We start from the raw sequence: 13,113 nt of genomic DNA on the forward strand, positions 1-13,113 counted from the left end.
CCGCAGGTAAGCCTGCGTCTCCCTTACAGGATCGCGACAGGTTGTGGTCGCCTCGCCACAGGCAGGGTTAATTCGATAACCAGCAACCCTCGGATCGATAAAATTGCCCGCAAGCCGGTGAGACCTGATTCACGCTGTTTCGGCCTTCGCGGCTGGGAGTACCCCGTTTTAAGCAGATCAAAAGCCCCCTCGCCCATCCTTTCCCCCTGCGAAATGATCCGGTCGCGAGCAGGCTAAACAAGCCAGCCGATGCCCGGACAAGGGGCGTCAGATGGGGTTGTCAGTGTTTTCGCGCGCATGGCGCGCGGGCATCATTGCGTGCGGCATGGCCTGTTTCGGCCCAGGCGATCTGCGCGCCGAAATGCAGCCTCTGCCCGATTCAACGGAATCAATGACACGATCGGCCGAGCCGTTCGGGCTTCCCGTCTCCGCGCTCACCAGCGGCGGACTGCACGACAAATGGCTCGGCGTGCAACGCCGGCTCGACGACGAAATGGTGCAGCTTGCGCTCTGCGAGGGCGATCGCGACGGCTGCGTGTCTCCGGCCGCGCTGAAATTCCTCGACGTCGTCGACGCCGCCCGGTTGCGCGAAGGCCGCGCCCGGCTCGGCGAAATCAACCGTGCCATCAATCTCGCCATCCGGCCGATCAGCGACCTCGCCCAACACGGCCAGATCGACGTCTGGACTTCGCCGCTCGCAACGCTCGCGCGTGGCGGCGGCGATTGCGAGGATTATGCGATTGCGAAATTCGTCGCCTTGCGCCGCGCCGGCCTCGCCCCCGACGATGTCAGGATCGTGGTCCTGCGCGATACCATCCATGGCGAGGACCATGCGGTGGCTGCCGCGCGGCTGGACGGCCGCTGGCTGACGCTCGATAACCGCCGCATGGCGATGATCGAGGATGCCGACGTCAGAAATTTCCGGCCGACATTCGTGATCGGCCAGCACGGTGTGATGCGATACGCCGATTCTCCCCTGCTCGCCGACGCCTCGGGCAACAACCCTGTGCCTCCGCTCGCCGTGAGTTTTCTGGCCGCCGCCGCGGACCGGCCATCTGAACGCGCCTACTGACGAATGACGGCGTGCAATTGTTGCGCGGCGGCGGCTGACAACAAATTGCTTTCCCTGCCTGATCTTCCTTTCAGCCACGGCCGATGGTGCGCTGCAGCCGGTATACCAGCCTGCATTCGCTTCGTGAAAACATGGCGAGGACAATTTTCTCTTTTTGATTTCGCGCCCCGCTTTGATTGACGCGATCCTTCTCACCGGCATAGCATTCCGGCAGATCCGCTAGAGATCACTGGGAGGGAATGAGATGACACGTCTGCCACGCGTTGATTCCGCTTGCCGTTTATTTCCTGAAATTGCCGCTACTTCCCATCGATCGGCGCGCCTTGCGCAGGCCGCAATCGCCATCGGGCTGGGCCTGACGCTGTCCTGCAGCGCGGCGCTCGCGCAGAGCCCCGCCAAGGGATCGCCCGAGCACATCAAGGCTGTCACCTCGGCGATCGACGGCGCATCGATCAAGGCCAATACCGCGACTTCGAACGACTGGCCGACCATCGGCCTCGACTATGCCGAGACGCGCTTTTCCAAGCTCAACCAGATCAATGCCGACAACGTCAAGAAACTCGGGCTAGTGTGGAGCTATCCGCTGGAATCCTCCCGCGGCGTCGAGGCGACGCCGGTCGTGGTCGACGGCATCATGTACCAGACCGCATCATGGAGCGTGGTGCATGCCATCGACGCCCGCACCGGCAAGCAGCTCTGGACCTTCGATCCCAAGGTCGACCGCGAGAAGGGCTACAGGGGCTGCTGCGACGTGGTCAATCGCGGCGTCGCACTCTGGAAGGGCAAGGTCTTTGTCGGCGCCTATGACGGCCGACTGTTCGCGCTCGATGCCGCCACCGGCAAGGTGGTCTGGGAAAAAGACACCATCGTCAGCAAGGAGCACTCCTACACCATCACCGGCGCACCGCGCGTGTTCAACGGCAAGGTGGTGATCGGCAATGGCGGCGCGGAATACGGCGCGCGCGGCTATGTCACCGCCTATGACGCCGAGACCGGCAACCAGGCATGGCGCTGGTTCACCGTGCCCGGCGATCCGTCAAAGCCATTCGAGGATGAATCGATGGCGGCCGCGGCCAAGACCTGGGATCCGGCCGGCAAATACTGGCTCAACGGCGGCGGCGGCACCGCGTGGGATACCATCACCTTCGATCCCGATTTGAACCTCGTCTATATCGGCACCGGCAACGGCGCGCCCTGGAATCAGAAGGTCCGCAGCCCGTCCGGCGGTGACAACCTCTATCTGTCTTCGATCGTCGCGCTCAATGCCGATACCGGAAAATACACCTGGCACTATCAGGAAACGCCCGGCGATCACTGGGACTACACCGCTACCCAGCCGATGATCCTGGCCGACATCAACATCGACGGCGCGCCGCGCAAGGTGATCCTGCACGCGCCGAAGAACGGCTTCTTCTTCGTCATCGACCGCACCAACGGCAAGTTCATCTCGGCAAAGAATTTCGTCGATGTGAACTGGGCGACCGGCTACGACGCCAATGGCCGGCCGATCGAGATCAAGGAGGCTCGCGGAGAGGCGGCCTATGACAGCATTCCCGGTCCGGCCGGCGCCCACAACTGGCATCCGATGTCGTACAATCCGCAGACCGGGCTTGTGTATCTGCCGGCGCAAGGTGTGCCGGTCAATCTCACGCCGGAAAAGACCTTCTCGCAAAACGCTGTCGCACCCGGCAAGTTCGGCAGCGTGCAGGGCTGGAACGTCGGCTTCATGCTGAACGCCACGCCGCCCAAGAACCCGGCGTTCGGACGGCTGCTGGCCTGGGATCCCGTCAAACAGAAGGAAGCCTGGCGCGTCGAACACGTGGCGCCGTGGAATGGCGGCACGCTCACCACCGCCGGCAACCTGGTGTTCCAGGGCACCGCCGACGGACGCTTCGTCGCCTACAACGCCACCACGGGCGAGAAGCTCTGGGAAAGCCCGACCGGCACCGGCGTGGTTGCGGCGGCCTCGACCTATATGCTCGACGGCCAGCAATATGTCTCGATCGCGGTCGGTTGGGGCGGCGTGATCGGCCAGTGGATCCGGGTCACCGAATTGTCGAGCCCCGGCACGGTCTACACCTTTGCGGTCGACGGCAAAGCACCGTTGCCGACCTTCGTGAAGTATCAGACCGAGGGGCTGCTGAAAGGCGTGAAGTACGATCCCAAGGATGTCGAGGAAGGCACCCTCATCTATGTCGCCGCCTGCGCTGCCTGCCACAGCGTGCCCGGCGTCGACAACGGCGGCAACATCCGGAACCTCGGCTATGTCGCCCCCGAAACCATCACCAACCTGAAGGACATCGTGTTCAAGGGCCCGTTCCGCGACCGCGGCATGCCCGACTTCACCGGCAAGCTGAAGGAAGAGGATATCCCGAAGCTGCAGGCCTTCATCCAGGGCACCGCGGACGCGATCCGGCCGAAGTGAGGAAGTCATCCCGGCGCGCGCGCAAGCACGAACCCGAGAGTACATAGCAAAGCAAAAGGGCTGCGCGAAACGATTGCGCAGCCCCTATGTCGTCAGCCCTTGCCGTTGGGAGCTACCCGCTTCCTCAGAACATCAGGCCTTCCTTGACCAGCACCCAGCGGCCGTTCTTGATCTGCTGGACCTGGGTGATCGTGTTGGCCAGATGGTCGGTCTTGGAGAACTTGGTCGGCGGCGAACTGAAGATATCGAGGAACTGGTCCCCGGATTCCAGCGCGTCCATCATCTTCTGGCCGGTCAGGTCCTTGCCCGCCTTGTTGGCGTAGAACGCAAACGTCATCATGGCGTTGTAGCCGATGATCGCCTGCGTGTTGGCATCGCTGCTGAACATCTTCTTGTAGTTGGTGAGCCAGTCCTTGACCTTGCCCTTTGCAGTGTCCTCGTACGGGATTTCGAAACCGGACGCGGCATAGAGGCCTTCGACGGCTTCCTTGCCGAGGGTGGGCACTTCCAGCACGTTAGTGGGCGTTGCGCCAAGGAAGGTGACGTCCCAGCCCAGCTTCTTGGCCTCGCCCATCGCGCCGATGGTTTCGCGAATGACCGTGCCGAGCACGACCATGTCGCAACCGTCAGACTTCATCTTGGCGATCTGCGCGCTGAAGTCGGAAGCGCCGCGCTTGTAGCTCGTGACCGAAGCAGGCTGTACCTTCATCGCAGTGAGCTGCTGGGTGAAGCCATCGAGCACGTTCTTTCCGTACTCGTCATCCTGATGCATGATGCAGGGCTTCTTGAAGCTTTTCGCTTCCATCATGTACTTGACGGCGGCGCGCGTGCTCTCGACGTAGGGCAGCAAATTATTGAACTTCAGCCTTTCCTGCGGCTTGGCCGGATCGAACTTGAAGGTGAATTCGGCGGCCGTCAGCGGGAACAGCTGCAGCACGCCGGCGTCGAACAGGATGTCCTGCGCGGCGAGCACGGTTGGCGAACCCATCGGGCCGATCATGGCGAAGATCTTGTCGCGCTCGACCATCTTTTGCGAGGCCAGCACGGCCTTCTTTGGATCGTAGCCGTTGTCCTCGAGAATCATCTTGACCTTGCGGCCGTTGATGCCGCCGGCGGCGTTGATTTCCTCAACCGCCATCTTCATGCCGTTGGAAACCGGAACGCCCCAGACCTTGATCGGGCCTGACAGGTCCTGATGCGTCCCGATGACGATCTCGCTCGCCGAGATGCCCTCATTGGTGACCTTGGTCTGGGCTGCGGCGGGCAATTGGGTCAGCGCAAGGGCGCTCACCGCAAGGCCCAACGCCCTAAACGACTTCGACATTGCAGTCTCCTCTCCGTTGGCCCGTGTTGCGCGAAGGTTGGGGCCTTCTCGATCCTTCGCCGTTTTGAATAACTCCGCTTCTAAAATTCCGCTTTCAATGCCCGCCCGGCTTACGCCACCGCGCGCTCGCCATACATGGCGTTGATTTCGGCGGCATAACGCTTGTTCACGAAACTGCGCTTCAGCTTCATGGTCGGCGTCAGCTCCTCGTCCTCGGGCGTGAGCTGACGTTCGATCAGGTAGAACTTCTTGATGGTTTCGACGCGCGCGAAGTTGACGTTGACCGCCTCGATCTCGCGATGGATCAGGTCCTGGATTTCGGGCGCGCGGCACAGGCTGGCGTAGTTGGTGAAGGGAATGTCGTGGTCCTGCGCGAACTTCTCGACGTTCTCCTGGTCGATCATGAGCAGGCACGTCAGATACGGCCGCTTGTCGCCGATCACCACGGCATCCGACACATAAGGCGAGAATTTCAGCTGGTTCTCGATTTCCGACGGCGTGATGTTCTTGCCGCCCGAGGTAATGATGATGTCCTTCATCCGGTCGGTGATCTTGACGAAGCCTTCATTGTCGATCGAACCGACATCGCCGGTGTGCAGCCATCCCTTGGCATCGATGGTCTCTGCGGTCTTTTCCGGCTGGTTCAGATAACCCATGAACAGGAAATCGCCGCGGATCAGGATCTCGCCCTGCGGTGAAATCGCGACCTCGCCCCAGGGTGCTGCCTTGCCGACCGAGCCGAGCTTGATGCGCTCGGGCGGCATCACGGTGGCGACACCGCAATTTTCTGTCTGGCCGTAGACCTCGCGCATATCGATGCCGAGCGCGAGATACCAGCGGATCAGATCGGGTGCGATCGGGGCCGCGCCGGTAAAGGCCAGCCGGCAACGGTCGAGACCGAGCATGCGGCGGATGTTGCGGAACACCAGAAAGTAGGCGGCGCTGTTGGCGAGCCGCAGCGATAATGGCGGCGTATCGCCCTGCAGCTTGTACTCGGTCACGCGATTGCCGATGGCAAGCGCGTTACGGTACATCCAGTTCTGGAACGCGGTCGCATCCTTCAACGCGATCGTGATTCCGGAATAGAACTTTTCCCAGACCCTGGGCACCGCGAGGAAGGCAGTCGGCTGTACCTCGCGCAGATTGTCCGGCACGGTTTCCGGGCTTTCGGCGAAATTCATCACCGATCCCAGCGCCAGTGAGACGTAATAGCCGCCGATCCGTTCGGCGACGTGGCAGAGCGGCAGGAACACCAGCCGTTCTTCGTTGTCGGTCGACGGAAACAGATCATTGGCGTGGCGCATCTGATGCGTCACGCTGCGATTGGAATGCATGGCGCCCTTGGGCGGGCCCGTGGTGCCGGAGGTGTAGACGAGGATGGCGAGATCGCCTGCAGTGCGGCTACCGATCATCTCGTCCCACAGCGCCTCGTTGCCCTGCGCGTGGTTGCGCCCGAGCGCCATGAACTCGGCCAGCGACAGCACCATCGGGTCGATAAAGCCGCTCAGGCCTTCCATGTCGAACACGACGATCTTCTGCAATGTCGGGCACCGCGAACGGCACGACAGGATCTTGTCGAGCTGTTCTTCGTCCTCGGCAAAGATCACCCTGGTCGAGGAATCGTTGATCAAATATTCGACCTGCACGGATGAGTCGGTCGGATAGATTCCGGAAGCGACGCCGCCGGCGCACAGGATGCCCATGTCGGCATAGACCCATTCCGGCACCGCGTTGGCGATGATCGAGGCGACGTCGCCGGGCCGGAAGCCCGTCGCATGCAGCGCGTAGGCGATATCCTTGGATATCTGCAGCCACTCGCGCCAACTGGTCGGCTGCCAGATGCCGAATTTCTTTTCGCGGATCGCAGGCTTATCGCCGCGGGTTTCCACGGACTTCAGAAAGCTCTTCGCGATCGTGTCGGCGACTGTCAGCACTGCCGGTCTGGCCATGCTCTCTTCCTCCCTCTGTCGCCTGCTTCGCCGGTCTTGTCAGCCGGTTTTGCTTTTTGAAGCAGGGCCTGAATCTAGCTCTAACTCGTTCTGAACGCCATGCTTTTGACTGTGACGGTTAACGCCAGGTCTTCTAATGCCAAGTCTTCTAGCGCCAAGCCCTCTAGCGCCATGTCTTCTTCTTTTTCCAGCGCCGCTCGCCGCGGGCGCCCTCTTCCTTGGCGCCGAGATAGAATTCCTGGATGTCCTTTGAATTCATCAGCCGTTCGCAGGTGTCGTTCATCACGACCCGGCCGATTTCAAGCACATAGCCGTAATGCGCCGTCTCCAGCGCGACCTTGGCGTTCTGCTCGACCAGCAGGATCGACATGCCCTGCTCCTCGTTGACGCGCTTGATGATCGTGAAAATCTCCTTCACCAGGATCGGCGACAGGCCGAGCGACGGCTCATCCAAAAGTAGCAGGGTCGGCCGGTTCATCAGCGCGCGCCCGATCGCCAGCATCTGCTGCTCGCCGCCGGAAAGCTGTCCGGCCGGCTGGTTGATGCGCTCTTTCAGCCGCGGGAAATAGCCGTAGACAAGTTCGATATCCTGGGCGACGCCGTCGCGGTCCTTGCGCGGATAGGCGCCCATCATGAGGTTTTCGCGCACCGACAGGAACGGAAACACCTCGCGCCCCTCCGGCACGTGGCTCAAGCCCAGCCGCACGATCTTGTCGGCCTCCATGCGCTGGATCGGCTTGCCCAGAAATTCGATCGAGCCCTTCTGGGGATCGAGAATGCCGGAAATGGTCTTGAGCACGGTGGTCTTGCCGGCGCCGTTGGCGCCGAGCAACGTGACGATCTTGCCGCGCGGCACCTCGAGGCTGATGCCTCTGATCGCCATGATCGGCCCGTAATAGCTCTCGATATTGCTGAGCTTGAGGATGATGTCCGAAGCGCTCATGGCATCATCCTCATGCGCCGAGATAGGCGGCGACGACGTCGGGATGGCGCTGCACCTCGGATGGTGAGCCCATCGCGAGCACGCGGCCGTAGTTGAGCGCAATCACGCGGTCGGAGACGCGATTGACCAGCGTCATGTCGTGCTCGACCATCAAGACGGTGATGCCGAGTTCGGTCTTCATGTCGCGGATCCAGAACGACATGTCGTCGGTCTCCTCGACGTTCAGCCCCGATGACGGCTCGTCCAGCAAGATCAGTTTCGGCTCCGAGCACAGCGCACGCGCGAGCTCAATCACCTTGCGGACGCCGTAAGGCAGCCCCGAGATCAGCTTGTCGCGATAGGCCTCGAGATCGAGAAATTCGATCACCTGCTCGACACGGCGGCGATGGACCTTTTCTCCGGCGCGCACGCTCGGCAGGTACAACAATTCCTGCCAGAGCTGCGTGGTGGAATGCCGGTGACGGCCGACCAGGAGATTGCTCAGCATGGTCGCATTCTCGAACAATTCGATGTTCTGGAAGGTGCGGGCAATGCCGAGGCCGGCGATGTCGTAGGCCGGCTGCTCGGTGATGTCCTGGTCTTCGAAAAAGATCCTGCCTGACGTGGGCGGATAGATCCGCGAGATCAGGTTGAAGATCGAACTCTTGCCGGCGCCGTTGGGGCCGATGATCGAGAGGATCTCGCCCTTCTCCACCGCGAAGCTGACGGAATCGACCGCCTTCAGGCCGCCGAAGTGCAAAGACAGGTTCTCGGCACGGAAATAGCTCATCGGTTCCGCTCCGACTTCACGTAGATTTTCTGACGCTTGAAGGTGGCGCGCTTGTAGAGCGGGAATAGCTGGAAGAAGAGCTTTATCTTCAGCCAGCGCCCGTACAGACCGAGCGGCTCGAACAGCACGAACAGCACGATGATCACGCCGTAGATCGCGCCCTTCAATCCGTTGGCGGAGGCAATGGCGGCGACGTTGCCGTGAACTTTCCCCACCGTCACGCTGTCGGCGCCGAACATCGCGGCCAGCCCTGAGATGATGCCGGGCAGGTCATCCTTCAGATAGGTCAGGAACGGATCGATCATGACCAGGAAGATCGCGCCGAGCACCGCGCCATGCAGGCTGAAGGTGCCGCCGATCAGGATCACGATGATGAACTCGATCGAGAGCTGCAGCGTGAACATTTCCGGGCTGATGAAGGAGAGCTTGTGTGCGAACAGCACACCAGCCAATCCGGTAATCGCCGCACTGATTGCAAACGACTTCACCTTGTAGAGCGAAACGTTGACGCCCATGCTGCGTGCGGCCGTTTCGCTGTCGCGGATCGCGACGAAGGCGCGGCCCGTCGGCGAACGCAGCAGGTTGAGCGTGCCGACGATGGTGAGGATCAATACGCCAAGGCAGAGGAAATAGAAGGTCGATCCGTTCTGCGGCACCGCCTGCCCGAACAGGCTCAAGGTCTTGACGCGCATGCCCTCGTTGCCGTGGGTCACGCTTTCCCAGCGCGCCAGCACTTCCTCGACGATGAAGGCAAACGAAATCGTCGCAATGACGAGGTAGATGCCGGTCAGCCGCAGCGCCGGGAATCCGACCAGCGCACCGACCACGCCGGTCAACAGGCCGCCGGCCAGGAAGTAGACCGGAAAAGGAACGTTGTATTGCTGCAGATATGCCGCCGTATAGGCGCCGATCGCCAGAAAGGCGGCGTGGCCGAGCGAGGCCTGCCCGGTGAAGCCGGTGAGGATCATCAAGCCCACGCCCACTGTGGCATAGATGCAGACGAACACCAGCTGGCTGACCAGATAGCTCGACAGCACGAACGGCGCGATCACAAGAAGCACCAGCAGGATCCCATAGGAAACGACGTAGCCGCTGTGCGGAAACAGCCGGATGTCGTCTTCGTAATCCGTCTTGAAGAGGAACCGCATTAGACCTTCTTCCGCGTATGAATACCGAACAGGCCTTCGGGCTTGAGCAACAGCACCACCAGAAGAACGATGTAGGGCGCCACGTCCTTCCAGCCCTGCGGCAGGTAGAAGCCGGCCATGCTCTCGATCACGCCGATCAGCACGCCGCCCACCACGGCCCCTGGAATGGAGCCGAAGCCGCCGAGCACCGCGGCGGGAAACGCCTTCAGGCCCAGCACGAGACCGACATTGGAGTGAATGAAGGTGATCGGCGCCAGCAGCACGCCGGCGGCGGTCGCGACCGCCGCAGAGATCGCCCACACGATCGACACCACGCGCTTGACCGGAATGCCCATGTAGTAGGCAGCCAGCATGTTCTCGGAGCTGGCACGCATCGCGGTCCCGAGCGTGGTGCGGTTGAAGAACAGATACAGCAGCGCGCAGAGGATGACCGTCGCGGCGATCACCGAGAGCTTGTCGTAAGCCAGCACCAGCGAGCCGATCCGCAACACGCCGTCGCTGAACGGCGTCTCGATCTTGAAATCGTCGGTGCCCCAGATCATGCCGACCACGGAGCGCAGGAAATATCCGAGCCCGATCGTCGCCATGATGATGGAAAACTGCGGATAGCCGAGAATGGGGCGCACCACGACACGTTCGGCCAGCATGCCGAACGCCGCCATGGCGATGACCGCGCCGGCGAATCCGAGCCAGTAATTGAGACCGAGCAGGCCGATGAAGGTGAAGGCGAAGAACCCGCCCAGCATCATCAAATCGCCCTGGGCGAAATTGACGACCTCGGTTGCCTTGTAAACGAGCACAAAGCCGAGCGCTATCAAGCCGTAAACGCAGCCGAGCGCGATGCCACTCACCAGCTGCTGAACGAAGTCCAGCATCCATTCCCTCCCCGATGCCAGGCGATTCTGTCGACCGCCTTTTCCGCATCTTGTGTCTACACGCTACCGGCATCGGCGATGCCGAACAGCTGCATATGTCCCGTTCACATTGAGCCCAAAGCGCCGACCGCTGTCAACAAACCGCTGGCCGCGGCGTTGTTAAGAATTGCGCAGAAATGCCGCAGCCCGGGAAGTTGCGGGGTTCGGCACGATTTGGGCCGCTCGATTCACCGTGCCGAAAGTTCTTCGGTGCATGTTCCGGCAACAACAAAGCGAAACCGGACCGTTCCGTCATCATGCAGTCAGATGAATCGGCGCTCGAAGTGCGAGGGTTAACGAAGCGTTTTGACCGCCCCGCGGTCGACGCGCTCGACCTGACCGTTCGCGCAGGCGAATTTTACGCCCTGCTCGGCCCCAATGGCGCCGGCAAGACCACGACCTTGCGGATGGTCGCCGGCTTGCTGCGGCCCGACGCCGGCTCCGTCTCGATTTTGGGCATCGACGCACTCGCCGATCCCGTCGCCGCCAAGCAGATCATGGCATGGGTCTCCGACGAGCCGATGATCTACGACAAGCTGACGCCGTTGGAATATCTCGAATTCGTCGCCGGCCTCTGGGGCATCGATCCCGCGGTTTCCGGCCTCTCGGCACAGCAGCTTCTGGTGTCGCTCGGCCTTGAGCCGCATCTGCACGAACGCTGCGAGGGATTCTCCAAGGGCATGCGCCAGAAGGTGGCGCTGGCCGGCGCGCTGGTTCACGATCCCCGGCTGATCATCCTGGACGAGCCGTTGACCGGCCTCGATGCGCTGTCGGCGCGTCACGTCAAGGGATTGTTGCAGGAACGTGTACGTTCCGGCTGCACCGTGATCATGACGACGCATATTCTCGAAGTCGCCGAACGGATGGCCGACCGCATCGGCGTCATCGCCAAAGGCCGGCTGGTGGCGGAGGGCACGCTGACTGAGCTCCGCCAGCAGAACGGCCGCAACGACACCAGCCTCGAAGACATGTTCATCGCTCTCGTCGACACTGAGGTAGCGGCCGCATGAGTTCGGCCGCGGCACTCACCTGGTTTGCCCGGCACGAGATCCGTCTGGCGTGGCGCGAATGGCTGGCGATGATCGCCGGCCGACGCGGAAAACGAAAGCGCGCGATCATCGCCCTGACCGTGTTCGTCGCCATCATGCACCTGCCGGCCTATGCGGTGATCGGCCGCTTCGCCGATCTGCAAGCCCCGCTCGGCAAACCTGAATTGATCGTCATCACGGCGACCATCTTTCTTGCCTGGGCCTTGATGCTGTCGCAGGCCATCGAATCCGTCACGCGGGTGTTCTATGCCCGCGCCGATCTCGATCTCATCATGTCGTCGCCGGCGAACCTCGCCAACGTGTTCTCGGTACGGATCGCCGCGATCGGGCTGTCCGTGATCGGGATGGCGCTGCTGTTTTCGACACCCTTCATCGATGTTCTCGTGATCGGTGGCGGCATCCGATGGCTTTCTGCGTTCGGCGTCGTCGTTGCCATCGGCCTCTCGGCCGCGGCCGTTGCGATCGCGATCACGATCGCGCTGTTCCGGCTGATCGGCCCGAGCCGCACCCGTCTTGTCGCGCAGATCGTGGCTGCCATCATCGGCGCCGGCTTCGTCATCGCGCTGCAGGTCGCGGCCATTCTCTCGTATGGCACGCTGTCTCGCTTTACGGTGCTGACCTCCGATGCCGCTTCGGCCTATGCGCCTGCGCTCGACAGCCCGTTGTGGTGGCCGGCACGGGCGGCGATCGGCGATGGCATGGTGCTGTCGTGGCTGATGGCCGGCGGACTGATGCTGCTCGGCGTCGTGATGGCGGTCTTTTCGCCGAGATTTGCCGATACCGTCGTCAGTGTCGCCGCAACCGCCCGCACCGTCCGTCGCGGACCGCGCGCGACCGCATTTCGCGGCGGCTCGCGGCAACAGGCGCTGCGCACCAAGGAGTTCCTGCTGCTGCGGCGGGACCCGTGGCTGTTGTCGCAAAGCCTGATGCAACTGCTCTATCTGGTGCCGCCGGCCCTGATGCTATGGCGAAGTTTTTCCGACAGCTCGACCGCGATCGTTTTGATCACGCCCGTGATCGTGATGGCTGCGGGCCAGCTTGCCGGCGGCCTCGCCTGGCTGACGATATCGGGAGAAGATGCCGCCGACCTGGTCGCGACCGCACCGCTGCCGCCGTCGCGCGTGATCCGCGCCAAGATCGAGGTAGTGCTTCTCTCAATCGGCGCCGTCTTCGCGCCGCTGATCGCAGCACTTGCCTTTGCCTCCGCGACGCAGGCGATCGTCACCGCGCTCGGCGTCATCGTCGCAACCGTCTCGGCAACTGCGATCCAGCTCTGGTTCCGTGTGCAGGCCAAACGCAGCCAGTTCCGCCGCCGCCAGACCTCGTCGCGGCTGGCGACTTTCGCGGAAGCGTTCTGCTCGATCGGCTGGGCCGCGACCGCGGCACTTGCCATCTCGATCCCGGTCGCCGCGGTGGTCAGCGGCGCGATGACCGCAGCCATTCTCGCGGCGACGTGGAAGATCAGCCCGCGGCGCGGTTAGATTCTCTTTTTGACGCGTTTTTCTTCACGCGAACCGGGA

Annotated in this window: 10 protein-coding genes; 4 read left to right on the forward strand and 6 right to left on the reverse strand. The window is 62.2% G+C overall.

What is annotated here, in order from left to right; translation table 11 throughout:
• The first annotated feature begins 271 nt into the window (after positions 1–271).
• Positions 272–1,072 (forward strand): transglutaminase-like cysteine peptidase, encoded by an 801-nt coding sequence (locus tag ACVWVY_RS02965; protein ID WP_456624974.1) that lies wholly within the window; start codon positions 272–274, stop codon positions 1,070–1,072.
• Positions 1,073–1,316: 244 nt separating this feature from the next.
• A complete protein-coding gene (locus tag ACVWVY_RS02970; protein ID WP_456624975.1) occupies positions 1,317–3,497 on the forward strand; it encodes a PQQ-dependent dehydrogenase, methanol/ethanol family in 2,181 nt (726 codons plus the stop codon).
• 124 nt (positions 3,498–3,621) lie between these two features.
• Here the strand turns inward: ACVWVY_RS02970 and ACVWVY_RS02975 are convergent, their stop codons facing one another.
• The 6 genes from ACVWVY_RS02975 to ACVWVY_RS03000 all read right to left on the reverse strand — a co-directional run bounded on the left by ACVWVY_RS02975 (position 3,622) and on the right by ACVWVY_RS03000 (position 10,505).
• Entirely contained in the window at positions 3,622–4,821 is a 1,200-nt protein-coding gene (locus ACVWVY_RS02975) for an ABC transporter substrate-binding protein (RefSeq protein ID WP_456624976.1), read from the reverse strand.
• A gap of 110 nt (positions 4,822–4,931) precedes the next feature.
• Positions 4,932–6,770 carry an AMP-dependent synthetase/ligase gene (locus tag ACVWVY_RS02980; RefSeq protein WP_456624977.1) on the reverse strand — a complete coding sequence of 613 codons (1,839 nt, stop codon included), beginning with the start codon at positions 6,768–6,770 and terminating at the stop codon, positions 4,932–4,934.
• Between the two features lie 163 nt (positions 6,771–6,933).
• Positions 6,934–7,713 carry an ABC transporter ATP-binding protein gene (locus ACVWVY_RS02985; protein ID WP_456624978.1) on the reverse strand — a complete coding sequence of 260 codons (780 nt, stop codon included), beginning with the start codon at positions 7,711–7,713 and terminating at the stop codon, positions 6,934–6,936.
• A gap of 10 nt (positions 7,714–7,723) precedes the next feature.
• The gene (locus ACVWVY_RS02990; RefSeq protein ID WP_456624979.1) at positions 7,724–8,482 is read right to left on the reverse strand and encodes an ABC transporter ATP-binding protein; all 759 of its coding nucleotides are present in this window, start codon (positions 8,480–8,482) and stop codon (positions 7,724–7,726) included.
• Positions 8,479–9,630 carry a branched-chain amino acid ABC transporter permease gene (locus tag ACVWVY_RS02995; protein ID WP_456624980.1) on the reverse strand — a complete coding sequence of 384 codons (1,152 nt, stop codon included), beginning with the start codon at positions 9,628–9,630 and terminating at the stop codon, positions 8,479–8,481. The genes ACVWVY_RS02990 and ACVWVY_RS02995 overlap by 4 nt, the downstream gene beginning before the upstream one ends.
• A complete protein-coding gene (locus ACVWVY_RS03000) occupies positions 9,630–10,505 on the reverse strand; it encodes a branched-chain amino acid ABC transporter permease (protein WP_456624981.1) in 876 nt (291 codons plus the stop codon). Before ACVWVY_RS03000 ends, ACVWVY_RS02995 begins: the two co-directional genes overlap by 1 nt.
• Positions 10,506–10,801: 296 nt before the next feature.
• On the opposite strand from ACVWVY_RS03000, the gene ACVWVY_RS03005 reads away from it, so the two are divergent.
• Both ACVWVY_RS03005 and ACVWVY_RS03010 read left to right on the forward strand, forming a co-directional pair.
• Positions 10,802–11,554 carry an ABC transporter ATP-binding protein gene (locus tag ACVWVY_RS03005; RefSeq protein ID WP_456624982.1) on the forward strand — a complete coding sequence of 251 codons (753 nt, stop codon included), beginning with the start codon at positions 10,802–10,804 and terminating at the stop codon, positions 11,552–11,554.
• Complete coding sequence (locus ACVWVY_RS03010) at positions 11,551–13,074, forward strand: permease (protein WP_456624983.1); 1,524 nt, start codon at positions 11,551–11,553, stop codon at positions 13,072–13,074. The genes ACVWVY_RS03005 and ACVWVY_RS03010 overlap by 4 nt, the downstream gene beginning before the upstream one ends.
• Positions 13,075–13,113: the final 39 nt, after the last annotated feature.

It is taken from the genome of Bradyrhizobium sp. URHC0002 (assembly GCF_054059515.1).

Excerpts from the sequence above, each read along its gene's own strand:
- ACVWVY_RS02965 (WP_456624974.1), top strand. The coding sequence starts at position 272 with ATGGGGTTGTCAGTGTTTTCGCGCGCATGGCGCGCGGGCATCATTGCG.
- ACVWVY_RS02970 (WP_456624975.1), top strand. The coding sequence starts at position 1,317 with ATGACACGTCTGCCACGCGTTGATTCCGCTTGCCGTTTATTTCCTGAA.
- ACVWVY_RS02975 (WP_456624976.1), bottom strand. The coding sequence starts at position 4,821 with ATGTCGAAGTCGTTTAGGGCGTTGGGCCTTGCGGTGAGCGCCCTTGCG.
- ACVWVY_RS02980 (WP_456624977.1), bottom strand. The coding sequence starts at position 6,770 with ATGGCCAGACCGGCAGTGCTGACAGTCGCCGACACGATCGCGAAGAGC.
- ACVWVY_RS02985 (WP_456624978.1), bottom strand. The coding sequence starts at position 7,713 with ATGAGCGCTTCGGACATCATCCTCAAGCTCAGCAATATCGAGAGCTAT.
- ACVWVY_RS02990 (WP_456624979.1), bottom strand. The coding sequence starts at position 8,482 with ATGAGCTATTTCCGTGCCGAGAACCTGTCTTTGCACTTCGGCGGCCTG.
- ACVWVY_RS02995 (WP_456624980.1), bottom strand. The coding sequence starts at position 9,630 with ATGCGGTTCCTCTTCAAGACGGATTACGAAGACGACATCCGGCTGTTT.
- ACVWVY_RS03000 (WP_456624981.1), bottom strand. The coding sequence starts at position 10,505 with ATGCTGGACTTCGTTCAGCAGCTGGTGAGTGGCATCGCGCTCGGCTGC.
- ACVWVY_RS03005 (WP_456624982.1), top strand. The coding sequence starts at position 10,802 with ATGCAGTCAGATGAATCGGCGCTCGAAGTGCGAGGGTTAACGAAGCGT.
- ACVWVY_RS03010 (WP_456624983.1), top strand. The coding sequence starts at position 11,551 with ATGAGTTCGGCCGCGGCACTCACCTGGTTTGCCCGGCACGAGATCCGT.